We start from the raw sequence: 22,387 nt of genomic DNA, 5'->3' as shown, positions 1-22,387 counted from the left end.
AACCAAACGCAATTATTTGCGGTCTTCCGCAAAACATTTTCGGTGAATATTTAAAAGAAATATATTACAATAAGAATCAGATAAGCGATCATGCTTATTGTTACCACTTATGATTCGGTTTTCATAAGTGGGTCAGTAATGTACATTACTGATGAGTGTTATTGTTGAAAAAGCGTACTGCTTTTTCATACATTAATTCCCTCACTCAAAAGTTAACCAGTCGTCTCATTGGCCAATGCTCACTTAAGAGCATTGGCACTTTTTTTGTCTTTATTTCGGTTTTTGATAGGTTATCATAAACTCTTCATCTGTAAGATAGAATTCTCGTTCCGGCCGCTCTGGAAGCAAATGTGCCCCCTCCAGTTTAAAGTAGCTTACTTTTTTATAAGGGTCCCCATTGATTACGGGGAGCTCATTCGTCTGCTGCATATATCTATCGACAGCCTGCTGAACTAAATCCAGATCTTTCGCAAGCTGAAGATCCTCCTCTTCGAAAAGCTCATACGTTTCACGGGACATATAGTAATTCTTCTCCGGAATTCCATCAATGTAGGGAGCCAGCAGTTGATAATCAATTGTCAGGTCGTCCTTAATGATTACACTGAGCGGGACGCCATTAGGCTTAAGGGATGCATAGCGGTGTACGGCTCTGCGGACATCATGAATGGATAAATCTTTGATTTCAAGTTCTTTTTGATCTTCAGCAAGTTTTCTTCTTTTCCGTTTCCACATAAGAACTCCTCCACTTTTTTACAATAATTATATCAGTTTTACATTAGAAAAAATCTATTTTTAAGAATTTTTAGACTTTTCTATCATAATTTGTTAAATTTATAGAGTAAGACTTAAGCTTGAATTTAAATATTGGAAAGGGTGCTGATTAGATGGACGTATTTCGTAGAAAAGAATATGAGGTAAACCCTCAGACAATGGCTCTGGTTGCTCATTATAACGAGACTGGACAGATTGTTACTGAGGTGATGGAAAGTAAAGATACTTTCTACATACCTGATTATCCCGGCAAAGTAATCGACCAGTCCTGCCGTTATTTTGCCAGTAGTTTGGAAGGAAGACTGTCTGGTACAAAGCAGGTTGCCGGATTTACTCATAAACCTCCAATTGTCATTTCACAGACGATGGGCATGTATTTCTTCCCTATAATCTCCCCAAAACGCAGGGAATGTTCGTGGATTGCTCATAATTTTATCAAAGATTATGAAAGCGAACAAAACCATACCACTACTCTTTTCTTCACAAATGGAACCTCTCTTAATGTTCCCGTTTCTAAAGGAATGATCTCTAATCAGGTTCACCGGACCGCGCAATTTCGTTTTATTTTAGAAGATCGATTAAAGCAGAAAATGATTACCCAGAGCGAGTCGGTCGCAGAGACTTATGCATAAGTTCAAACAGAATGGTTTCCACTTTTTTGCGGATGGCCGGGTTAAAGTAGTTTCTTTTTTCTTCATACCCATGCGCTAAAAATAGAAAAGAAGTAAAGGAATCATTGCGGCTGGCTTCTATTACATGAAGTTTCTGATGATCCATTTTGGATTTCAGTATCCTTCTTTCTTCTCTTGCAGCAATCTCCATCTTACTAAGCAGTTCCAGGTAAGGCTCCTTTATTTTAAAATTTCCATTTTCAAAGTGCCTGCGGTCCTGACGAATAACAGCAATCGCCATGGATAAGAAGAGGTATCTTGACGCAATCTCTAATTCTTTCTCTTTTAAGTTCCTCATGTTGTCCCCTCCGAACGCGAACGTTTGTTCTATATTATACCACGTGCTATAATTAAGTATGCAACCTTTTTCTGGAATAAGTTATAACCTGCCATTACGCAGCCAAAATCCGGCCTGTTCCCTGATTAAAAAACTGCCGCAAGGAGAAACTGTATTCTAGTAGGCAGACAGCTCGCTTTCTATTAAAATGTAAGTAGAGATCGTTTATATAGATGAGGGGACAGATGATGAAGCTTCTAATGCTGGACTTCGATACATTAAGATACATGGCGGAGCATGACAGGCTGTTTGATTATATGATTGACCAGCTTGAACAGTTAGAGCGGTTTGGTCCGCTTCCTGGAATATTATTTCCGCTGATTGAAGCATTCTTACCTATTTTGCCGCTAGTGGCTTTTGTTATGGCAAATGCCGTAGTCTACGGGCTTTTTAAAGGCTTCCTTTATTCCTGGATAGGAGCTGTAAGCGGCGCAGTACTTGTTTTTCTAATATCAAGAAAATTAGGCCAGCAGCGGTTCTTTAACTTTGTGAGCCGCCATCCGCAGGTGAAAAGAGTGATGACGTGGCTCGAGGAACATGGATTTGGACCATTATTTTTACTCATGTGTTTTCCATTTTCTCCTTCTTCCATTATTAATGTCGTATCCGGCCTGTCCAATGTCAGCCGTCAGCAATTTATCCTTGCTGCCATATTAGGGAAATCCGTGATGATATTTACAATTTCATATGTCGGCAGCAGTATTGCCTCTTTTGCCCAAAACCCTGTTAAAGCAATAGTTGTTGCCGTTTGCATTTTGGCATTTTGGATTGTCGGAAAATTCATAGAAAAACGTCTTCAGAAGACTGCACAAAATAGACCGCATTGAAACGGTTTAGCATAGCTGCAAACGGGTAGATATTTATTAGTAAAATTACCTGGAGGCAAAAGCTATGAAGAAATACCGCACGATTTTACGAACTTTGGTATTTGCCTTATTGCTGGCATTTGTATTTAAAACGTATCTGTTTGCAAGTTATATAGTAGATGGAGAATCCATGGAGCCCACTCTTTATGACGGAAATCTTCTAATGGTGAACAAATTGATTTATGATTGGCGGGATATCGGCCATTCAGATGTAATTATTTTTCATGCCAATCCTAAAGAGGATTACGTAAAGAGAGTTATCGGGACTCCTGGTGATACTATAAAGTTTGAAGATGACCAGCTATATGTAAATGGCGAACCGGTAAAGGAACCTTATTTAGAGTCACTTCGTCCTGATGATGGCCAGCCATTTACTGAGGACTTTTCATTGGAAGAAGTAACAGATGAGAAGGTCGTACCTGAAGGTCACTTATTTGTAATGGGAGACAATCGACGGGACAGTCTCGACAGCCGTTCATTCGGTTTCGTTTCCAAAGAACAGATCGTTGGAAAAGTTGATATGCGCTACTATCCATTTTCACAAGTAGCGGTGCAGTTTAAATAAGGCAGAACCGTCCGATATATGGGCGGTTTTTTCCGTGTTTACAGATGTTGTTAAATTGACCCGGGCAGTGAAAATGATAGTATTATGAATAGAGATATAATGAGGAGAGGAAGTAAAATGGGGCTACAATTTATGTTAGGCCGATCAGGTGCGGGAAAAGGCACACGCTGCCTCGAAGATATACGAAACAAGCTTAAGAAAGACCCGGCGGGTGCTCCAATTCTTTATATTGTTCCTGATCAAATGACGTTTCAGCAGGAATATAAGTTATTGAAGGATGGAGATGTGGAGGGGTCTATTAGAGCACAAGTATTCAGCTTTTCGCGGCTCGCCTGGAGAGTTCTTCAGGAAACTGGAGGAGGCACTAAGAAATTTATTACTTCTACAGGTATCCAAATGATGCTGAGAAAGATTGTGGAAGAACGTACTTCAGACTGGCGTGTTTTTCAGAAAGCTATAGAGAAGCAGGGGTTTATTGAGCAGCTTGAAGGAATGATTACTGAATTTAAGCGTTATAAAATAGGACCGGAAGATATTCATTCCCATTTACAGATGATGGAGACATTCACCCATCAGACGAGTTACGAAAAAGGGCTTCAGGATAAGCTTGAGGATCTCGTTTACATCTATGATCGTTTAGTCGACGCAACACGGCAGCAGTACATAGACAGTGAGGACCAGCTCCAGCTTCTTGCTGAAAAAATTCCTTCTGCTTCATTCCTTGAAGGGGCCGAGGTTTATATTGATGGATTTCATAGTTTTACTCCTCAAGAATATACAGTAATTGAAGCATTGTTATCAAAGTGTTTAAACGTTCATGTTGCTCTTACTACAGGATCACCGGATTCTGAGAGTCAGGAAGAACTTGATCTTTTTCATGAAACGAAAGAAACGTATCATACGATCAGGCAAATGGCACAGGAGTCTGGCTGCCATGTTTCAGAAGATATTGTTCTATATCCGGAAAGAGGCCGATTTCAAAATCGCCCGGCTCTTCTGCATGTAGAGAAACACTTTGATGAGCGGCCTGCTCCTGTATATAAAGGAGAGGATGTGCCGATTCAGCTGGCGGAAGCTGTGCACCCACGGGCAGAAGTGGAAGGAGCAGCCCAGCAGATTCTTCACCTCGTAAGGGATAGAGGTTACCGGTATAAGGACATCGCTATACTGGTCAGAGAGCCAAATGTATATCATGATCTCATTCAGACATTATTTGATGATTACGAAATTCCTGTCTTCATTGATGAAAAACGGACAATGCTTAATCACCCGATGATTGAGCTGGTCCGATCTGGACTGGACGTTGTGGAAGGGGATTATCGGTATGACGCGGTTTTCCGGCTTTTGAAAACCGGATTTATACCTGTGAGCGACCCTGATTTTCCACTTGATGAAGAAGCGATTGACGAGCTTGAGAACTACGTCCTGGAATACGGCATCCGTAAGCGTGAGCGCTGGTTCAGCACTGATCCATGGGTTTATCAGCGATTTAGAGGGTTTGATCAGGCGGCACAGACAGATGAAGAAAAAGAGAAGCAAATCCGTATTAACACTTACCGCAAGCAGATGGTTGAAGCACTGGAACCTTTTGACCGTGAGCTGCGAGAGGCTAAAACCATTTCAGAACGAGCAAAAGCTGTTTATTATTGGCTTGACCGTATGAACGTACCGGTTCAGCTTGAAAAGTGGCGCGATTATTATGATGAGCATGGGGAAATTGAACGCGGCAGAGAGCAGGAACAGGTGTGGGACGCCATTCTGCAGCTTTTGGATGAAGCTGTTGAAATTGCAGGCGATGAAACAATTTCTCTTCAAATATTTAGAAGTACGATTGAAAGTGGATTGGAAGCCCTGACATTTGCACATGTCCCGCCGAGTATGGATCATGTCATTGTCGGGAATGTGGATCGTTCAAGAATTACCGGAGTTAAGGCCGGCTTTTTGTTGGGAGTTACGGATGGAATGTGGCCGATGAAGCCGGCCGGTGACGGCATGATTTCAGAGAAAGAACGCGAGCTGTTATCTGAAGGCGGGCTGAAGCTTGCGGATGGAAGCACTCGTCAGTTATTAGACGACCGTTTCTACATTTATTTGGCGTTAACGATGGCTAAAGATTATTTGTGGCTAAGCTATCCGTTAAGTAACGAGGAAGGCAAGTCGAAGATCCCTTCACAGGTGATTCAAAAAATAGAAGAGCTGTTTCCAACAGCTGCAGAACGGCTGTTACTGCAGGACCCTGATGATGCAGCAGATGCGAAGCGGTTTATCACTACACCAATGAAAACACGATCTGCTTTAACTGCTCAGTTTGCCCGATACTTAAGAGGATATCCGATGGATGATGTGTGGTGGGATGTCCTCTACTGGTATATGAATCATGAAAGCCGTACAGGGCTTACAAGCCGGGTGCTTCATAGCCTCTTTTATCAAAGCAAGCCTGTAAGCTTATCCAGGCAGACAACTGAGCGTTTATTTACAGGGCCTGTAAAGACGAGTGTTTCTCAAATGGAAACATATCACCGCTGTTCTTATCAGTATTTTTCAAGGCACAGCTTAAACCTTCAGGAGCGAAAGACGTATAAACTCGATGCCCCTGATATCGGGCAGCTTTTCCATGAAGCTTTAAAACAAATAACGGAATGGATTAAACAGGAAGGTCGTGATTTTGCAGAATTAAATCAGGAGCAGACGAACCAATATGCTGAGAAAGCAACGAACAAGCTGGCGCCTATTTTGCAGAACCAGATCCTCCACAGTTCAAACCGCCACCATTATATTAAATATAAACTGCAATCGGTTATTGCAAGAGCTGCATTCGTTCTTAGTGAGCAGGCGAGAAAAAGCCGGTTCTCTCCTGTTGGTTTAGAGTTAGGTTTTGGGACTGGACCAGATACACAGCTTCCTCCTCTTACACTTCCTTTGAATAATGGACATGAATTAATGTTAAGAGGGAGAATTGACAGGGTAGACCGGGCACTGGCAGAGAATGAATTGTTCCTTCGAATTATTGATTATAAATCGAGTGCCAAGGATTTAAGTTTAATTGATGTTTATTACGGTCTTGCCCTGCAGATGCTGGCTTACTTAGATGTCGTTCTTACCAACGCGGAGCATTGGCTGGGAGCTCCAGCGACACCAGCCGGCATGCTTTATTTTCATGTGCATAATCCGATGGTATCTAAGCCTTCCTGGGTGTCGGACGATGAGGTTGAAAAAGAGATTTTTAAAAAGTTCAAAATGTCAGGACTGCTGCTTGAAAATGAACAGCTTGTTTCCATGATGGATACATCATTGGAGAAAGGCCGAAGTGAAATCGTTCCTGCCGGCATAAAAGCGAACGGTGGGTTTTATAAAGGCTCGAAAACCATGGAAAAGGAACAATTCAATGACCTGCGTGCATATACACGGTCGCTGATGGTTCAAGCAGGCCAGAATATAACAGAAGGTGAAGTAAAACTGGACCCGTTTCTAAAAGGGGATAAAGCAGCATGTGACTACTGCCCATTTAGATCCGTTTGCCAGTTTGACCCGGCCATCGATGATCATCAATTTCGTAAGCTGAAGGATTTAAAAGAAGATGATGTCATACAGCAAATTTCAAGACGAGAGGAGAATACCCGTGGTTAACTGGACGAAAGAGCAGGAAAGAGCAATTTATACTGAAGGGACGAATGTGCTGGTAGCAGCGGCAGCCGGGTCCGGGAAAACCGCCGTTCTCGTTGAGCGGATTATTCAGAAGTTGTTACATCAGGAAAGACCAGCCGATATTGATTCTCTTCTCGTCGTTACATTTACAAATGCAGCGGCTCAGGAAATGAGAAATAGGGTAGGTTCAGCGCTGGCTAAGGCGCTTGAAGAGAATCCCGAGTCTCGCCATTTAAAAAAGCAGCTGTCTCTGCTTCAAAATGCATCCATTTCTACTCTTCACTCCTTTTGTATGGATGTCGTACGCCGTTATTCCTATCTGCTCGATCTAGACCCGAGGTTTCGGATTGCAGATGATGTGGAAGCGGACTTAATCCGTCAGGAAGTCCTCGAGGATTTATTCGAAGACTGGTATGGCAAAGAAGGGGAAGAGCAGCGCCGGTTTTTTGACATGGTGGACCGATTTTCAAGCGACCGAAATGATTTAGATGTCGAGCAGCTGGTTTTGGGGTTATATACATTTGCCATGCAAAATCCCTGGCCTCATGAATGGCTTGATGAAATGGCGGCCATGTATAAGGACACAGATGTCGATGAAGAGAATATTTCCTGGCTTCGTCTTTTAAAAAGAGAAGTGAAAAGCCAGCTTCAATCTATGGAAGCCGAGATTCAGCAGTTTATCGCTTTAACACGCGAAGCAGATGGACCTTCAAGTTATGGGGAAACCGCAGAAATGGATCTTGAAATGGTTCATCAGGCGCAAGGTGCGCTGGCTGTTTCCTGGGAGGAACTGCAAAGCTATATTAGCACGAGTAAGTTTGCAACCTTGTCACGTAAGAAAATGGATTGTGATGAAAGGAAGAAGGAACGGGCTAAAAAGATTAGGGACCGTTATAAAAAACGATGGATGAGTATGAAAGAAGAATGGTTTCAGCGCCGCCTGGACAGCTATTTAAGCGACATGCATGCCCTATATCCAGTCATGGAGCAGCTGACTGTAGTAGTGAAAGATTTTCATGAGCGTTATCAGGAGCTTAAGCGAGAAAAAGCCGTTGTTGATTTTTCTGATTTGGAACATTACTGTCTCCAGATCTTGCTTGATGACTCATCAACTAAAGAGAACCCTGTGCCTTCAACAGTTGCCAGAGGGTTCCATGAACAGTTCTCCGAGGTTTTAATTGATGAGTATCAGGATACGAACCTCGTTCAGGAAACGCTGCTCCGACTTTTAACAGATGCTGAAGATGCCGGCCATCTATTTATGGTAGGAGATGTGAAGCAGAGCATCTACCGTTTTCGCCATGCAGAGCCTGCTTTGTTCTTAAATAAATACCGAAAATACGGAGAAGATGAACGCTACGGGCAGAAGATCGATTTAGCCCGTAACTTCCGAAGCCGGAAGCAGGTATTAGATGCCGCCAACTTTGTATTCCGCCAGGTGCTTGATGAAGAAGTTGGGGAAATGAATTATGAGCCGGAAGCAGAGCTGATTTACAGCAATTTGATGTATGACGAGATTCCCTTTAAAGAGGCTCAGACCGAGCTTTTGCTAATAGACAGGGAAGTTAAGGAAGAAAGTCCAACAACTGATGGTGAAGGATTTGAAGATTTGGAAAAAGCTCAGCTTGAAGCCAGGGCTTATGCTGAGAAAATTCGAACATGGCTGGGGTATGATAACAAGCCTCCTCTAGAAGTGATTGATAAAGAAACCGGTATGAAACGGCCGGTCCAGTTTCGCGATATTGTAATTCTTATGCGCTCCATGACCTGGACTTCAACGATAGTCGATGAACTGAAACAACAGGGCATTCCGGTTTATGCCGAGCTTTCCACAGGTTATTTTGAAGCTATAGAAGTAAAGATTATGCTTAATCTGCTTAAGGTAATTGATAATCCTAGACAGGATATTCCTCTTGCTTCTGTCCTGAAGTCCCCGATCGTCGGTCTCGATGAAGATGAATTGATGCAGCTGCGGTTGGAAGATCAGCGGGTTACTTATTATGAATCGATGAAAAAAGCGATAGGACCTTCATCGCTCGGTCAAAAAATTAAACAGTTTATGGATAACCTTGAAGGTTTTAGAGAGCGTGCCCGTCAAGGCGCGCTATCGGAATTGATATGGCAGATTTACCGCGAGACCGGCTACTATGATTTTGTCGGTGGAATGCCCGGAGGCCGTCAGCGTCAGGCCAATCTTAGAGCTCTCTATGATAGAGCGAGAAGCTATGAATCCACTTCATTTCGTGGTTTGTTCCGCTTCCTGAGATTTATTGAAAGAATGGAAGAACGAGGCGATGACCTTGGAGCCGCCAGGGCACTTGGCGAACAGGAAGACGTCGTAAGAATTATGACAATTCATAAGAGTAAAGGTCTTGAATTTCCAGTCGTAATTCTCGGAGCTATCGATAAGACATTTAACATGATGGATTTAAGGGATCGCTATTTGCTTCATAAGGACTACGGATTTGGCTCAAGGTATATTGATCCTGGTAAACGTCTAATGTTTCCGACACTTGCTTACCATGCCATTAAGCGTGTGAAATTAAGAGAGCTTCTTGCTGAGGAAATGCGGGTACTGTATGTGGCATTAACAAGGGCAAAAGAGAAGCTTGTAATGGTAGGAAATGTGGCTTCTTTTGAAAGAAAACGGGAAAAGTGGCTGAATTATATAGAAGAAGGAGAATGGGTACTGCCTCCTCATGACCGTCTGGAAGCCAAGTCTTACCTTGACTGGGTAGGGCCTGCTTTAATACGCCACAAAGATACGGGCGTGCTTCGCGGAGAAGAAGTAGAAGTGAAAACGGCTGAAGAAATTCAATTTGATGCTTCTCAATGGGAAGTACGGCTGGCTCATGGAAGTGAATACTCACAAATAGAGGAAATTGAAAAGCTGCGTGATGAAGAGTTAAAGGAGCAGATCTTCAATTGGGAAGGCGAGAATCGGGAGCCGAAACCGCTGGTTAAAAGGCTGAATTATAAATATGCCCATGAGCAGGCCGCACACGAGCGCGCAAAGCAGACGGTTACAGAGATTAAACGTCAGCGGGAATCGATCGACGAGTACTCAAGTGATCAGCTATTAATTCCATACCGCGCCCCTCTCGTTAAAAGGCCAAGGTTTATGCAGGAGAACAAAGGGCTCTCTGCTGCAGAAATTGGTACAGCGATGCATACGGTTATGCAGCATATCCCTTTAAACGAAGCAAAAAACGCGACGGAAGTGGAAGAATTCGTTGAGCATCTCGTTCAAAAAGAAGTACTGCTGAGAGAGGAAGCAGATGAGATTAATTTTGAAGCCATTGCTTCCTTCTTTACCACCTGGATTGGTCAGAGGATCCTGGAGGCAGAAGAAATCCACCGGGAAGTTCCGTTCAGTTTAACACTTCCTGCACATGAAGTGTATCGTGACTGGGAAGGCTCAACAGATGAAAAAGTCTTTATTCAGGGCGTGATTGACGCAGTTATTCCTTATGAAGAGGGCTGGCTGATTCTTGATTATAAAACAGACTCTATTCCTGATGGAGAAGAAGCGGCTGAGAAAATGACAGAACGTTACCGTACTCAAATTCAGTTGTACTGTAAAGCCCTTGAGAAGATTTGGAAACGGCCCGTGGAAAAAAGCTACCTATTCTTCTTTGATGGTCCAAATGTAGTGGAGGTGGAGGGTCGTGAAAGAGAAAACGTGTGAGCTTTGTTTAAGAAATCCTGTTCAGACAACGGAGCATCATCTAATCCCTAAGCAGCATGGAGGGACTGAAGGTCCGACCGTTATATTGTGCAGTGCTTGCCACCGGCAGATCCATGCTCTGTTTTCCAATGAGGAACTTGCCCGCTTTTATCATACGCCTGAGCGTTTAGCCGATCACCCGGCTATGCAGGGGTACTTGAAGTGGGTGAAAAAACAGGATCCAGCGAAAAGAATCACTACGAGAAAGTCACATCGGAAAAGATGAAAAAGAGGCATGGCGGATAAGCCATACCTCTTTTTTTTAAGTTCCGCTGACAATATTCCCTTCACTTACCGTTGGTTCTATCGGGTTCGTACTGCTAAACCCATTATTTGTACAGATGAAGTCACCTGTATTTCCTGAGCCTGATCCCGACACAGATTCTGAAGTGCTTCTAGGCGAAATATAAAAAGAATCTCCCATATTCACCACTCCGCCGCTGATACTGTTGATTCGAAAGGGTCCGATAATGGCTGGCATAATTGGAAGCCCTCCTTCTCGTTTTAATACTAACATAGCGTATGTGAAGAGAACTCTTATCGTTCCTCCCGAAGAATACGTACATGTTTGACACGGGAGGAGCCTGAAATATGCTGGAGGCTTCCAATCTGAAAGGTGGCTGAAGTAGAAATACCTTTTATTTCAACATCGTCAACGTGGATAACAGGACGATGATCAATGAAGCGGCTGTTAATAACAATAGGAGGTTTATGACGAGGCAAAGCACGTTTAAATATAGGGAAATCTTCAAATTCATATTTTTCAGTTATGACTTCAGTTTCTTCCTGAACAGCTAAAACGTTGGCATTCGCCTGAAGTCGGGTCGTATCTCCGATATAAAACCCTGAAGCAATAAGAATACTGGTCACTTTTACATGCCCGACTTCCGAAAGGCGCCTATTTAGCATCTGACCTCTCCAATTCAGCGTCCACGTCAGTTGGAACAAAGGGACCAATAATAAGTGATTCAGGAGGTGTATCAAAAAAAGATCGAAGTCTTACTGTTTCATTATCCCCAATTAAAAATACGGAAGACGTGGTCACACTTCGTACCTGGACATGACCAATATGAAACCCATAATTATGAACTGTAAAATTCATTAAGAACCCTCCTTATAATACTTATCCAAATATTGAATAACAGAATTACTGATCTCTTCGGATATGCGCTCCGATATTAACTGATTATTAAGATGGGGATTCTTCTGTTTATAAAGCATAAAGCGTTCAGGGAGCTGCTGATTGATATCATTAATAATTTTCTCGCGATGATCGTTTGTTAAATTTAAGTTAAGAGAAGCAGAGTACTCATCTACATGCCTGGGTACTATATCATTCATAAGCTTTTCAACTTCATAGTCTTCTGACTGGCCGGTATATAAATCCTCAATGCCATTTTCAGCCATACCTTGAGGGGTTAAACCAATCTGCAGGGTGCCTTCTAAGGTTTCGATCTTAAGCTGGTCGAAATGATATTCGATTTTTTCAATGACTGTCCTTGGAGGAGGTTCCTGAGATTGAAGCTGTTCAATTTTTTGGGTGAGTTGGTCAATTAATTTCTGCTGTTCCTTCATTTGCTGCATCATTTGCTGGATCCACGTATTCCAGTTACTGTAGTTATTATAATTATTGTAATTGCTGTTCATTTAGTATCACCCCTTACTCAACCTATGCATGAATTATACAGTTTATTTTGTCTACGTAATGGAAAGAGGGACAAGGGATCCTTCATCACCAGTTTCAGGAATAATAACTTCTCCATCCGCTGGCTGAGGTTCAGTTGCAGGAGCGGTAAAACAGCCGGTATTGTATAAATCTGCTTGAGCCTGAATGACCCCGGAGCTGCCGATTTGGACGACAGATGAGTTGGCAACCGTACCGATTTTAATAAGACGTATGGAAATGGTCTGATAAATAGTTAAGCCCATTAAAGGCCACCCTCCTTAATTGACCACATTCTGGTCGTTTATATCCTTGTCATACACATACGTACTTGAGCGGTTTAAACGAATTCTAATGCCATCACCTGTATTAAATGATCCGCCGCCGGCAAAAGTTTTGGCAGTGGCTTGTGGTGCAACATTATATACATCTCCTATATTAAAAACAGAAGAAGAAGAGATACTGATTACTTTTACAAAACCTACTTTGGCGGGCATCAGAAATCTCCTTTCTACATCTATATGATTCAACATTGTGTAAATATCGTAATAAAAGTAAAATGAAGTTAATAAAAAAGGGGGAAGTCACATGACAGAAAAACCTGCACCTCTTCAGGAGGCTGAGCGGTTAAGCTGGATTGATGCTGCAAGAGGACTAGCAATCCTTGGAATATTTATGGTTAATATGCCGGCTTTTAATGCTCCATTTTTCCTTTACGGAGGCGGAGACGAATATTGGACTTCCACAACTGATCAGTTTGTGGAAAGCCTCATTGATATCTTTTTCCAAGCTAGCTTTTATACACTATTCTCCCTTATGTTCGGGTTTGGATTATATATGATGAAAGAACGTCTTGAATTAAAAAATATGAATTACCGATCGGTTATTGTAAGAAGGTTATTGGTTTTAATCGGGTTTGGACTCATACATGCATTTTTTATTTGGCATGGCGATATCTTATTATCATATGGAGTACTGGGTTTAGTGATGATGGCCTTCTTTAATGTGTCTCCAAAAGCCCTGCTTATCTGGGCTTTTAGCATGCTTGCCGTCCTTGTTGTACCCTTTACGCTCGCGCTGTACGGCGTACGCAACATGCTTGGCGGTTTTTCAAATGAAGCCCGAGTACAAAATGCCTTGCAAAATTACGGGAACGGCAGTCTGATCGATATTTGGCAGCAGAATTTGAATGATTGGATGTACTCAAACAACTTGGGAACAGTACCTTTTCTCGCTTTATCATTAATCCCTATGTTTCTTATTGGTGCTTACATTGCTAAGAAAAGGTGGCTGCATGAGCCTGAGTTCCATATGAAATCAATTAAAAGGTGGTGGGCCGTTACCGGGCTACTGTTTATTTTATTTAAAGCCGGCCCATATGTGATAGGGAATCCTGAGTGGTTACAGCTTTTGCAGGATAATATCGGGGGTTCGGCGTCTGCTGTCTTTTATTTGTTATCGATCACACTTGTTTTTAGAACAAAAGCGGGCAGCAAAATTTTAAAACCCCTGACATGGGTAGGGCGCATGTCATTGTCAAACTATATTATTCAGTCAGTTATCAGCTTTGGGCTGTTTTATTCTGCAGGTTTTGGCTTATATGGCCAAGTCTCTCCATTATCGAGTGTACTGCTCGTTTTATTAATTTTTACTATACAGGCAGCAGCCAGCAAAGCTTGGTTCGTAAAATTCCGCTATGGACCACTTGAATGGCTGTGGCGGACACTTACTTATGGAAAGAAACAACCGCTAAAACGATCGGTTCACCAGGCATCCTAAGAAGGGAAAGATGGCGATGAAACGAAGTCAGTTAGAGAAAGAGTCTTCCCGCTGGGTGGAAGACGGAATTATTAGTGAAGACCAGCGCCGAAAAATTTTGAGAGGTTATGGACCAGAATCTAAGCATCCTATCCTACTAACGTTTGCTGCTGTTTTTATCGGTCTGGGGTTTCTTACGTTTATTGCTTCCAATTGGCAGGAGATGTCCAATCTTTTTAAAATGGCAGTCCTGTTGTTTTTCCTGCTGTCCTTCTATATAGCCGGTGATCACCTTTATAGGAAACGAAGTCAGGCGGTTGGTTTGTCTCTTATTATTATTGGGCTCATCATTTTTGGATCAGCCATTTTTTTGACGGGGCAGATGTACCATTATACTTCGTTTAGTGCATTCCCCTTTTTGGTATGGGCTCTCGCCTCATTTGGACTGTTGATTTATTATAAGCAAGCCCTATTGTTTTTAACGACCGTCGTTATCATAACGACTGGTCAAATTTACAGTGGGATGGTTTATCAGAACTTTTATATTCCGCTGGGCGTGTTGTTTATACTCGGCGTTGGATGGCTGCTGTATAAAGAAGGAAGCAAATTATTAGCCGTGTTGTTTGCCTTAAGTTATATCATTCAATCCATTGTTTTTGTATTTGCTAATGACTGGTCGTACTACTGGCTGATTCTGCTTTTCCTGCTGCTTTATATAATCAGTCATCTGCCTTATGGTCAAATTCATTTAAAAACATTTGGTTCTGTGGCAGTTTTATCTATTTTTATAGTGGATATATTTCAGGTGTTCCTGCTCGGGCAGGAAAGTGAAACTGTAGAATATCCGCAAATTTTCTTTCTTCTCTGGTCGATTCTGTTTATATATGCGGTGATTCAGTCAGCTTTGGAATCAAGCAAATTCAATTGGATTGATCTTGTGTTATTTATACCGGTTTTCCGGATTGGGATGGGAGACTGGTTTTCTTTAATTGTTTTGTTTTCTTATGCAATCGGCTGGCTTGTCGCCGGTTACAGAAAGGAAAACAACGAGTGGGTTACGAAAGGAACAGCTGCATTTATAGTGACAACCTTTGTCGCTTATTTCCAGCTTGCCTGGGCATTTATGGACAGATCGATCTTCTTCTTTACTGGAGGTATTCTGCTCTTTATTCTCAGCTTCTTCCTTGAGAAAAAACGAAGGCAGGTTAGGAAAGGGGGAGAAGTTTCATGAAGCGCTGGATCTTTTACCTTATCATCGGTTTACAATTCATTTTCCTCATTTCGATGATGGCTGCTTATTATTTGATGGATGAAGTTGGAGAAACCATTCGATTAGAAACAGAACCTATGGATCCACGCGACCCTTTTTATGGTGATTATGTTACACTTCGTTACAGCATCGAAGAAGTTCCAAAAGAGAGATGGATTGCAGAGCAGGAGCCGCAGCGTGGCGATATTGTCTATCTTCTTCTTGAAGAAAAAGAAAACGGCCTGTATGAGTTAGTTAGCGCTTCTGATCAACAACAGGAAAGTCAAAGCAATCAAGTGGAACTCAAAGCAAAGCTTGAATGGCCGCTTGAAGACAGCTATCAGATGAATATCGGCCTGGATCGATATTTTGTAGAAGAAGGTTCTGGCCAGGAACTGGAACAGGAACCACAGCAGATAGTAGAAATTGTTGTAGCTCCATGGGGACAGAAGAAAATAGCGGGTATACAATAATTCAAGTCTAAGCAGAAAAGCGGGTCCACGCGGGTTAGAAAAGCCAGGATATTAAAAAGCTTCGGCCTAAGAGCCGAAGCTTTTTGTTATTTTAGTACTTCTTTAATTTGATCGATCGCCCATTGAAGATCTTCTTTTTCGATGACAAGAGGAGGTGCAAATCGGATAACATTCTCATGTGTTTCCTTACACAGCAGCCCTCTTTCTTTTAGCTGCTCACAATAAGGACGGGCGGCTTCCGTCATTTCAACACCGATAAATAATCCTTTGCCTCGTACTTCCTTAATTTTGGGATTATTAATTTGTTTCAATTCTTCCATCATGTAATTCCCAAGTTCAAGGGAGCGGGCAGCCAGGTTTTCTTCTTCCAGTACATCAAGAGAAGCAACAGATACTGCACTCGCCAGCGGATTCCCTCCAAATGTTGAACCATGGGAGCCTGGATTAAACACTCCCAGGATATCTTTATTGGCTATTACACAGGAGATAGGGAAGACGCCTCCGCCTAAAGCTTTGCCAAGAATTAAAACATCAGGGGAGACATTCTCCCAGTCACAGGCAAACATTTTACCGCTTCGACCGAGTCCGGCCTGGATTTCATCAGCTATAAATAAAACGTTATTTTCTTTACATACATCATAAGCTTCCTTTAGGAAACCTTCTGGAGGCATAACAATTCCTGCTTCTCCTTGAATAGGTTCAAGGAGAAATCCGGCAGTATTCTCTGTAATCGCTTCCTTTAAAGCTTCTACATCACCATATGGAATTAGTTTAATGCCAGGGAGAAGAGGACCGAATCCCCGCTGATACTCTGCTTCAGAGGAAAGAGAAACCGCAGTTAATGTACGTCCATGGAAGTTTCCTTCACAGGCAATAATTTCAGCTTGGCCGTCCTGTACACCTTTTACATCATATGCCCAGCGTCTGGCCGTTTTGACTGCTGTCTCAACAGCTTCAGCTCCTGTGTTCATAGGCAGTGCCATTTCTTTATTCGTTAGTTTGCAGATCTTTTCATACCACGGACCCAGCTGGTCATTATGAAAAGCACGGGAGGTAAGGGTCACTCGGCTTGCCTGATCATTTAGTGCCTGGATGATTTTCGGATGGCGGTGGCCCTGGTTAACTGCTGAATAGGCACTGAGCATATCCATATAGCGGTTTCCTTCTGGATCTTCCACCCAGACTCCTTCAGCTTTTGAAATTACAATCGGTAAGGGATGGTAGTTTTTCGCACCATACTCCTGAGTTTGATCAATGATTTGTTGACTGCTGACTGTCATGCTATCCCTCCAATTTCTTTGAAAAATATCCCTTTTAGTATAACAGGTTTAAAGTTTATTTACTCAATTCTAAAATAGTTGAGAGTATTTCCTTAGGAAAAAGTCGAATCCTCGTGGTATTATGAAGGAAGATTCTTGTAATAAGGAGGAGAAGTATGGCGCACGTACATATTACCTCTTGGGTAATCGCATTTGTACTCGTTGGATTAGCTGCAACATTCACACGAAAAGGTAATGAAAAAGCTGCAAAAATTTCGCACATGATTTTAAGAGTGGACTATTTACTGATCCTTTATTCTGGAGGCTCTCTGTTTGCCAATTATATGAATGGATCAGACCAAATGGGACTGGCTATTGTTAAGATGCTTGTCGGTTTATGGGTCATCACAGCAATGGAAATGGTAACAATTAAGTATAAGAAGAAGTATATTTCTTATGGATGGTGGGCTCAATTGTTGATAGCAGCTATCCTTGCCTTAATTTTAGGTTTTGGATTCCTGCCGTTAGGGATTCTGCCTCGATAAGAATGCATTCACTTCAAAGCTGTCGAGCAAATCTCGACGGCTTTTTTTGTTTGGACGGCTGGCAAAAAACTTGCAGAGAAACGGTTTCACTGCAAGTTTTTTGCTGTTTTATTATTTATGCATATAAATAGAGGGGGGATTAAAATAGCTCACCGGCATTGGGGTCTAGTGAAAACTATTCTCATTTAAAATGATAATCATTCTCAACTAAAAAGTCAACAATATTTTTAAAAAATCTCATACAATTCCGGAAAACTTTCATATCCTGTATTACGATGCTTTTTTTCAGAAGGATGGTGAGGCAGATGTGTGGTTTAGTTGGCTGGATAGATTATAATTCCAGAGAAGACGAAAAGCAGCAGGTAATCAATGAAATGGCACAAAAAATCCAGCACAGGGGTCCTGACGACTATCAGAAATGGATAAAAGGTCCAGCGGGGTTTGGTCATCGCCGCTTAATTGTAGTCGACCCGACGGGAGGCGTGCAGCCTATGGTCCGTCAAGCTGCTGGTGAAGAATATATTTTATGCTATAATGGCGAGCTGTACAATACAGATGAAGTGAGAGATCAATTAAAAGCCAAAGGGTGGTCCTTTAAAGGGCACTCAGATACCGAGGTTGTTCTCATCAGTTATATAGAATGGGGAACAAATTGTGTTGACTACATGAATGGGATTTTTGCTTTTAGTGTATGGGAAGTCAATAATGAAAGGCTATTTATCGCAAGAGACCGCCTTGGGGTTAAACCCTTGTTTTACAGTGAGCATTGTGGCGGTTTGCTGATTTCATCTGAAATTAAAGGAATTTTAGCACATCCGGATGTTGAGGCAGCGATTGCGGAGGAAGGGATTCTGGAAGTCTTAACTTTAGGACCGTCGAGGACGCCGGGGCACGGAGTTTTCGAAAATATCCATGAACTGAGACCTGGTCATTTTGCTGTATTTGAAAAAGGAAATATTTCTGCTCAAAGATATTGGAATGTAAGAAGTGAGAAGCACACACATTCTTTTACAGAAACAGTAGATAGAGTCAGAGAACTGTTTATGGATGCTGTAGAGCGTCAACTGGTCAGTGATGTAAAGCTTGGGACATTTCTTTCAGGCGGTGTAGATTCCAGTGCTATTACGGCAATCGCTGCCGAGAATTATAAAACTGGAAAACTTGGAGAACTCGAAACATTCTCCATTGATTATGAGGAACAAAGTAAGTATTTCCAGAAGAATGCTTTCCAGCCTGACAGGGACTTGGAATACATTAATATGGTGCAGAAAAAACACCAGACGAAGCATTTCACACTTGAAGCAAGTGTAGAGGACTTAGTCCGGCGGCTTGAGAGATCGGTGGAATTAAGAGATCTGCCGGGGATGGCCGATGTCGACTCTTCCTTACTGTGGTTCTGTGAAAAAATTAAAAACCATGTAACAGTGGCTCTTTCGGGCGAATGTGCCGATGAAATTTTTGGAGGCTATCCGTGGTATTATCGGGCAGAGGATCGTGATCGCAATGGGTTTCCTTGGATCCGATCGGTCGATGAGCGGCAGAAACTCGTTAAAAAGGATATAAGCAGTCAGTATGATATGCCAGCTTATATGATGAGAAGATATTTAGAAACTCTAAACGAAGCTCCTCTTTTACCGGGGGAAAGTGAAAACGCCAAAAAGCACAGGCAGATGTTTTATCTAAATATGAACTGGTTCATGCAGACACTGCTCGAACGTAAAGACCGTATGAGCATGGGAGCAAGCTTAGAAGTACGAGTGCCTTTTAGTGATCACAGACTCGTTGAATATGCGTGGAATATTCCCTGGGAAATGAAACATTACAAAGATCAGGAAAAAGGCCTTCTAAGGGAAGCTCTTAGAGGCGTGCTGCCTGATAAAGTGTTGTTCAGAAAGAAAAATCCTTATCCAAAAACCTTTCACCCTGATTATACAGATGCTGTTACCGTCTGGATGGACGATATTCTTCAGCGGTCATATTCGCCTTTATTTGATCTTTTTGATAAAGAGGAAGTACGTAAGCTGAACGACTCCAAAGGGAAAAGTCTCAGCACTCCATGGTTTGGCCAGCTGATGACCGGCCCGCAGCTGATTGCGAATTTATGCCAGATCAATCATTGGCTTGAAACTTATCGAATCTCCATCAAATCTTAAAATACTTTTAGCTGGCGAGCGAGGCTCGGCAGCTTATTTTTTGAGGTGAAAATAATGAAATTAGTTTTAAGCAATGGCGCCAATATTAATATGGTACTTAGATTGTCATAAAATCTCTGAAAATGTGATTGACTATCAGCAGGAGAAAGGGATAATCTTAAGACCGAGTGTATTTTTAAAGAGGGGGAAAGGGTATGAGAAGATCCATCCAATTTCTCACGATCATGTTGTTTCTTTTTAGTGGTGTTCACATGGTTAACGCTGCTGAAAAAGAAGAACGACAATGGCAGGATGAAAGTATGTATTACATAATGGTCGATCGCTTTATGAATGGAGATTCCGAAAATGACAGCAATATAGATACAAAGAATCCAAAGGCTTATCATGGCGGGGATATCAAGGGAGTTATAGAACAACTGGACTATATTAAGGAGATGGGTTTTACATCTATCATCCTTAGCCCCATTATGGAAAATGAAGAAGGTGGATTTCATGGGTTCTGGATAAATGACTACAGGGCTGTAGAAGAAAACTTTGGGACAATTGAGGATGCTGAGCGTCTTGTAAAAGAAGCGCATGAACGAGATATAAAGGTTGTTTTTGATATCGTTGTCACTCATACAAGTCCTAATCATCCGTGGGTACAGGAAAACAGCGGCTGGTATACAGGCTCTCAGGAAACTACAGGTGGTTTATCTTCGCTTCCGCAGTTAGATACAGATAATCGCGAAGTTCAGGAATACTTTACTGAAACTGCAAAATGGTGGATTCAGCAAACAAATGTGGATGGATTTCATTTGCAGGGAACTCCCGGGGACAGCTTTGTGGAAAGTTTTAGTACATCCTTGTCCGAGGTAAAGGAAGATGTTCTTATTATGACGAAGGGGACAAGTAATGTAGAAGGTGGAGATAATGTAAGCTACACCCTGCCTGACTACTCGACAGAAGCTGCCGAAGCTTTTCAATCACCTGATAACGAGCTCGGAAATTTTTCTGAATCCGATAATATGAAGAATCATTATATCGACATGCCGCTTACTGACCGCTTAACCCGTCTGGCCGTTGAAGAAGGAGAGAACCCAGTGACGCGCTGGAAGCTGGCGCTGACTCATTTATTTACCTATCCAGGTATTCCGGTAACTGTCTATGGCACCGAGCTTCCCTTAGATGAGGGAAAAGAAATGGAGAACGGTCAAATGATGAGTTTCAAAGGCGGTAATGCTGAGGTTGGCCAGATCGTGGAAAAGCTTAACTCCGTACGACAGGAATTTCCTGCCTTAGCAAGGGGAAGTTATAAAGAGTTGTACAATGATAATGGAATGACTCTTTATGAACGGCAGCTGGAGGATCAGACCTTAGTCGTTGCTATAAACAATTCGTCACAAACGCGCTCAGCAGAGTTGACCCATCTTCCTGATGATCAACAGCTTCGCGGGCTTATGCAGGATGGTCTTATCCACCAGTCTGAGGATGGAAGCTACCGAGTCGGGATGGACAGAGAAACAAGCGATATATTTGTCGTTGAGGAAAACCAGGGATGGAACTGGCTGTTTATTGGATTTGTAGGTGGAGTTCTGCTTCTCTTTGTGATTGCAATTATAGCCTTGAGCATTAAATCCAAAAGAAACGCTGGAAACTAATGAACATTAGAAGGTGAAATTATGGGAGTTACAATAAAAGACGTAGCAAAGGCTGCCGGTGTTGCTCCATCTACCGTTTCCCGGGTTATTGCGGACAGTCCCCGAATCAGCCCGGAAACGAAGCGAAAAGTAAAGAAGTTAATGAAACAAATGGGCTACCACCCAAATGTTAATGCGAGAAACTTAGCCAGCCGCTCCACACAAACATTAGGGATAGTCATGCCTTTTAGTGCAGATAAGTCGCTTCAGAATCCTTTTTTTCCTGAAGTGCTGCGTGGAATCAGCTCAATTGCTCATAAACAAAATTACTCCATTTCCATCTCGACAGGCGAGACGGATCAGGAAATATTAGATAGTGTGGAGCGAATGGTATATGGAAATCGTATAGACGGCGTTATTTTGCTGTATTCGCAAGTAAACGATCCTGTCTTTCATTTTTTGCTTGAGAAAGATTTTCCCTTTGTTATTGTTGGAAAGCCTACAGAACGGACGGATGAAATTACTCATGTAGATAACGACAATGTTAAAAGCGGAAGTGAAATTACAAAGCACTTAATTGACTTAGGGCATAAACGAATAGGTTTCATTGGCGGTTCTCCTGACTTGATGGTAACTGTGGATCGATTGAAAGGTTATCAGGAAGCTTTAAAAGCTGCATCGCTTCCTATACTTGAGGAATACAAGGTGCATGCCGAATTTTTGAAATCAGGTGGTAAAGAAGCCGTACATCAGCTGTTTCAGCTTTCTGAACCACCGACAGGTTTAGTTATTGCGGACGATTTAATGGCTGTCGGTGTAACTCATATGCTTGAGGAATTGAGTCTAAGAGTGCCTGAGGATGTTTCAATAGTGAGCTTTAATAATGTCTATCTCTCAGAGATCACCAGGCCGCCTTTAACAACGGTCGATATTCATATATTTGATATAGGGTGTCAGGCTGCCCGGTGTATTATTGAAAAGGTGAAAAATAAAGACGAACCAGCTAAACGAATGATCATTCCCTATTCAGTAGTCCATCGTTCATCCGCTCAAAAAATAGAAAAACAAGCCTGATAGACGGACAGG

22 protein-coding genes are annotated in these 22,387 nt (G+C 42.2%); 13 read left to right on the top strand and 9 right to left on the bottom strand.

Annotated features, from left to right (window positions below; all coding sequences use genetic code 11):
* Nucleotides 1–270: 270 nt before the first annotated feature.
* Nucleotides 271–732 (bottom strand): DUF3939 domain-containing protein, encoded by a 462-nt coding sequence (locus B7E06_RS14610; RefSeq protein ID WP_082234694.1) that lies wholly within the window; start codon nt 730–732, stop codon nt 271–273.
* A 152-nt stretch (nt 733–884) separates the two neighbouring features.
* On the opposite strand from B7E06_RS14610, the gene B7E06_RS14605 reads away from it, so the two are divergent.
* Nucleotides 885–1,403, top strand: coding sequence for a competence protein ComK (locus B7E06_RS14605; RefSeq protein ID WP_082234693.1), 519 nt, complete (start codon nt 885–887; stop codon nt 1,401–1,403).
* Here the strand turns inward: B7E06_RS14605 and B7E06_RS14600 are convergent.
* Complete coding sequence (locus tag B7E06_RS14600; protein ID WP_082234692.1) at nt 1,366–1,740, bottom strand: YhjD family protein; 375 nt, start codon at nt 1,738–1,740, stop codon at nt 1,366–1,368. The two genes, B7E06_RS14605 and B7E06_RS14600, sit on opposite strands and share 38 nt — an antisense overlap.
* A 227-nt stretch (nt 1,741–1,967) precedes the next feature.
* Here B7E06_RS14600 and B7E06_RS14595 point away from each other — a divergent pair, with 227 nt between their 5' ends.
* The 5 genes from B7E06_RS14595 (at nt 1,968) to B7E06_RS14575 (ending at nt 10,808) form a co-directional block, all read left to right on the top strand.
* Nucleotides 1,968–2,606 (top strand): TVP38/TMEM64 family protein, encoded by a 639-nt coding sequence (locus B7E06_RS14595; protein ID WP_082234691.1) that lies wholly within the window; start codon nt 1,968–1,970, stop codon nt 2,604–2,606.
* Nucleotides 2,607–2,670: 64 nt separating this feature from the next.
* Nucleotides 2,671–3,210 carry a signal peptidase I gene (gene lepB, locus B7E06_RS14590; protein ID WP_082234690.1) on the top strand — a complete coding sequence of 180 codons (540 nt, stop codon included), beginning with the start codon at nt 2,671–2,673 and terminating at the stop codon, nt 3,208–3,210.
* A gap of 117 nt (nt 3,211–3,327) precedes the next feature.
* Nucleotides 3,328–6,837 (top strand): helicase-exonuclease AddAB subunit AddB, encoded by a 3,510-nt coding sequence (addB, locus tag B7E06_RS14585; RefSeq protein ID WP_082234689.1) that lies wholly within the window; start codon nt 3,328–3,330, stop codon nt 6,835–6,837.
* Nucleotides 6,830–10,543 (top strand): helicase-exonuclease AddAB subunit AddA, encoded by a 3,714-nt coding sequence (gene addA / locus B7E06_RS14580; protein ID WP_082234688.1) that lies wholly within the window; start codon nt 6,830–6,832, stop codon nt 10,541–10,543. The genes addB and addA overlap by 8 nt, the downstream gene beginning before the upstream one ends.
* A complete protein-coding gene (locus tag B7E06_RS14575; protein ID WP_082234687.1) occupies nt 10,524–10,808 on the top strand; it encodes an HNH endonuclease in 285 nt (94 codons plus the stop codon). Before addA ends, B7E06_RS14575 begins: the two co-directional genes overlap by 20 nt.
* A 36-nt stretch (nt 10,809–10,844) precedes the next feature.
* On the opposite strand, the gene B7E06_RS14570 is transcribed toward B7E06_RS14575, so the two are convergent.
* The 6 genes from B7E06_RS14570 to B7E06_RS14545 are packed head-to-tail and all read right to left on the bottom strand — an operon-like array spanning nt 10,845 to nt 12,742.
* Complete coding sequence (locus B7E06_RS14570) at nt 10,845–11,063, bottom strand: spore germination protein (RefSeq protein WP_082234686.1); 219 nt, start codon at nt 11,061–11,063, stop codon at nt 10,845–10,847.
* A 56-nt stretch (nt 11,064–11,119) separates the two neighbouring features.
* Nucleotides 11,120–11,491, bottom strand: a complete 372-nt coding sequence (locus B7E06_RS14565) for a spore germination protein GerPE (protein ID WP_082234685.1) — start codon at nt 11,489–11,491, stop codon at nt 11,120–11,122.
* Nucleotides 11,481–11,684 carry a spore gernimation protein GerPD gene (locus tag B7E06_RS14560; RefSeq protein WP_082234684.1) on the bottom strand — a complete coding sequence of 68 codons (204 nt, stop codon included), beginning with the start codon at nt 11,682–11,684 and terminating at the stop codon, nt 11,481–11,483. The genes B7E06_RS14565 and B7E06_RS14560 overlap by 11 nt, the downstream gene beginning before the upstream one ends.
* A complete protein-coding gene (gerPC, locus tag B7E06_RS14555; RefSeq protein ID WP_082234683.1) occupies nt 11,684–12,229 on the bottom strand; it encodes a spore germination protein GerPC in 546 nt (181 codons plus the stop codon). Before gerPC ends, B7E06_RS14560 begins: the two co-directional genes overlap by 1 nt.
* Before the next feature lie 51 nt (nt 12,230–12,280).
* Nucleotides 12,281–12,511: a spore germination protein GerPB gene (locus tag B7E06_RS14550; protein WP_082234682.1), complete on the bottom strand. Its 231-nt coding sequence runs from the start codon at nt 12,509–12,511 to the stop codon at nt 12,281–12,283.
* Nucleotides 12,512–12,526: 15 nt separating this feature from the next.
* The gene (locus tag B7E06_RS14545) at nt 12,527–12,742 is read right to left on the bottom strand and encodes a spore germination protein (protein WP_082234681.1); all 216 of its coding nucleotides are present in this window, start codon (nt 12,740–12,742) and stop codon (nt 12,527–12,529) included.
* A 91-nt stretch (nt 12,743–12,833) separates the two neighbouring features.
* Here B7E06_RS14545 and B7E06_RS14540 point away from each other — a divergent pair, with 91 nt between their 5' ends.
* The 3 genes from B7E06_RS14540 to B7E06_RS14530 are packed head-to-tail and all read left to right on the top strand — an operon-like array spanning nt 12,834 to nt 15,725.
* On the top strand, nt 12,834–14,024 hold the full coding sequence (locus B7E06_RS14540; protein ID WP_082234680.1) for a DUF418 domain-containing protein: 1,191 nt from the start codon (nt 12,834–12,836) through the stop codon (nt 14,022–14,024).
* 10 nt (nt 14,025–14,034) lie between these two features.
* On the top strand, nt 14,035–15,234 hold the full coding sequence (locus B7E06_RS14535) for a DUF2157 domain-containing protein (RefSeq protein WP_245807746.1): 1,200 nt from the start codon (nt 14,035–14,037) through the stop codon (nt 15,232–15,234).
* Entirely contained in the window at nt 15,231–15,725 is a 495-nt protein-coding gene (locus B7E06_RS14530) for a GDYXXLXY domain-containing protein (RefSeq protein ID WP_082234679.1), read from the top strand. The genes B7E06_RS14535 and B7E06_RS14530 overlap by 4 nt, the downstream gene beginning before the upstream one ends.
* Before the next feature lie 86 nt (nt 15,726–15,811).
* Here the strand turns inward: B7E06_RS14530 and B7E06_RS14525 are convergent, their stop codons facing one another.
* Nucleotides 15,812–17,005 carry an ornithine--oxo-acid transaminase gene (locus tag B7E06_RS14525; RefSeq protein ID WP_082234678.1) on the bottom strand — a complete coding sequence of 398 codons (1,194 nt, stop codon included), beginning with the start codon at nt 17,003–17,005 and terminating at the stop codon, nt 15,812–15,814.
* 155 nt (nt 17,006–17,160) lie between these two features.
* On the opposite strand from B7E06_RS14525, the gene B7E06_RS14520 reads away from it, so the two are divergent.
* The 4 genes from B7E06_RS14520 to B7E06_RS14505 all read left to right on the top strand — a co-directional run bounded on the left by B7E06_RS14520 (nt 17,161) and on the right by B7E06_RS14505 (nt 22,375).
* Nucleotides 17,161–17,529 carry a YisL family protein gene (locus tag B7E06_RS14520; protein ID WP_082234677.1) on the top strand — a complete coding sequence of 123 codons (369 nt, stop codon included), beginning with the start codon at nt 17,161–17,163 and terminating at the stop codon, nt 17,527–17,529.
* 305 nt (nt 17,530–17,834) lie between these two features.
* Nucleotides 17,835–19,682 carry an asparagine synthase (glutamine-hydrolyzing) gene (gene asnB / locus B7E06_RS14515; RefSeq protein WP_082234676.1) on the top strand — a complete coding sequence of 616 codons (1,848 nt, stop codon included), beginning with the start codon at nt 17,835–17,837 and terminating at the stop codon, nt 19,680–19,682.
* Nucleotides 19,683–19,876: 194 nt separating this feature from the next.
* The gene (locus B7E06_RS14510) at nt 19,877–21,322 is read left to right on the top strand and encodes an alpha-amylase family glycosyl hydrolase (protein ID WP_082234675.1); all 1,446 of its coding nucleotides are present in this window, start codon (nt 19,877–19,879) and stop codon (nt 21,320–21,322) included.
* Nucleotides 21,323–21,343: 21 nt separating this feature from the next.
* On the top strand, nt 21,344–22,375 hold the full coding sequence (locus B7E06_RS14505) for a LacI family DNA-binding transcriptional regulator (RefSeq protein ID WP_082234674.1): 1,032 nt from the start codon (nt 21,344–21,346) through the stop codon (nt 22,373–22,375).
* Nucleotides 22,376–22,387: the final 12 nt, after the last annotated feature.

It is taken from the genome of Halobacillus massiliensis (assembly GCF_900166625.1).
Lineage (GTDB): Bacteria > Bacillota > Bacilli > Bacillales > Halobacillaceae > Halobacillus_A > Halobacillus_A massiliensis.
This window is presented reverse-complemented; position numbering and strand designations above follow the sequence as displayed.

Excerpts from the sequence above, each read along its gene's own strand:
- asnB (WP_082234676.1), top strand. The coding sequence starts at position 17,835 with ATGTGTGGTTTAGTTGGCTGGATAGATTATAATTCCAGAGAAGACGAA.
- B7E06_RS14610 (WP_082234694.1), bottom strand. The coding sequence starts at position 732 with ATGTGGAAACGGAAAAGAAGAAAACTTGCTGAAGATCAAAAAGAACTT.
- B7E06_RS14535 (WP_245807746.1), top strand. The coding sequence starts at position 14,035 with ATGGCGATGAAACGAAGTCAGTTAGAGAAAGAGTCTTCCCGCTGGGTG.
- B7E06_RS14605 (WP_082234693.1), top strand. The coding sequence starts at position 885 with ATGGACGTATTTCGTAGAAAAGAATATGAGGTAAACCCTCAGACAATG.
- B7E06_RS14525 (WP_082234678.1), bottom strand. The coding sequence starts at position 17,005 with ATGACAGTCAGCAGTCAACAAATCATTGATCAAACTCAGGAGTATGGT.
- B7E06_RS14565 (WP_082234685.1), bottom strand. The coding sequence starts at position 11,491 with ATGCTAAATAGGCGCCTTTCGGAAGTCGGGCATGTAAAAGTGACCAGT.
- lepB (WP_082234690.1), top strand. The coding sequence starts at position 2,671 with ATGAAGAAATACCGCACGATTTTACGAACTTTGGTATTTGCCTTATTG.
- addB (WP_082234689.1), top strand. The coding sequence starts at position 3,328 with ATGGGGCTACAATTTATGTTAGGCCGATCAGGTGCGGGAAAAGGCACA.
- B7E06_RS14600 (WP_082234692.1), bottom strand. The coding sequence starts at position 1,740 with ATGAGGAACTTAAAAGAGAAAGAATTAGAGATTGCGTCAAGATACCTC.
- B7E06_RS14505 (WP_082234674.1), top strand. The coding sequence starts at position 21,344 with ATGGGAGTTACAATAAAAGACGTAGCAAAGGCTGCCGGTGTTGCTCCA.
- gerPC (WP_082234683.1), bottom strand. The coding sequence starts at position 12,229 with ATGAACAGCAATTACAATAATTATAATAACTACAGTAACTGGAATACG.
- B7E06_RS14560 (WP_082234684.1), bottom strand. The coding sequence starts at position 11,684 with ATGAATTTTACAGTTCATAATTATGGGTTTCATATTGGTCATGTCCAG.
- B7E06_RS14520 (WP_082234677.1), top strand. The coding sequence starts at position 17,161 with ATGGCGCACGTACATATTACCTCTTGGGTAATCGCATTTGTACTCGTT.
- B7E06_RS14550 (WP_082234682.1), bottom strand. The coding sequence starts at position 12,511 with ATGGGCTTAACTATTTATCAGACCATTTCCATACGTCTTATTAAAATC.
- B7E06_RS14530 (WP_082234679.1), top strand. The coding sequence starts at position 15,231 with ATGAAGCGCTGGATCTTTTACCTTATCATCGGTTTACAATTCATTTTC.
- B7E06_RS14510 (WP_082234675.1), top strand. The coding sequence starts at position 19,877 with ATGAGAAGATCCATCCAATTTCTCACGATCATGTTGTTTCTTTTTAGT.
- B7E06_RS14545 (WP_082234681.1), bottom strand. The coding sequence starts at position 12,742 with ATGCCCGCCAAAGTAGGTTTTGTAAAAGTAATCAGTATCTCTTCTTCT.
- B7E06_RS14540 (WP_082234680.1), top strand. The coding sequence starts at position 12,834 with ATGACAGAAAAACCTGCACCTCTTCAGGAGGCTGAGCGGTTAAGCTGG.
- B7E06_RS14595 (WP_082234691.1), top strand. The coding sequence starts at position 1,968 with ATGAAGCTTCTAATGCTGGACTTCGATACATTAAGATACATGGCGGAG.
- B7E06_RS14570 (WP_082234686.1), bottom strand. The coding sequence starts at position 11,063 with ATGCCAGCCATTATCGGACCCTTTCGAATCAACAGTATCAGCGGCGGA.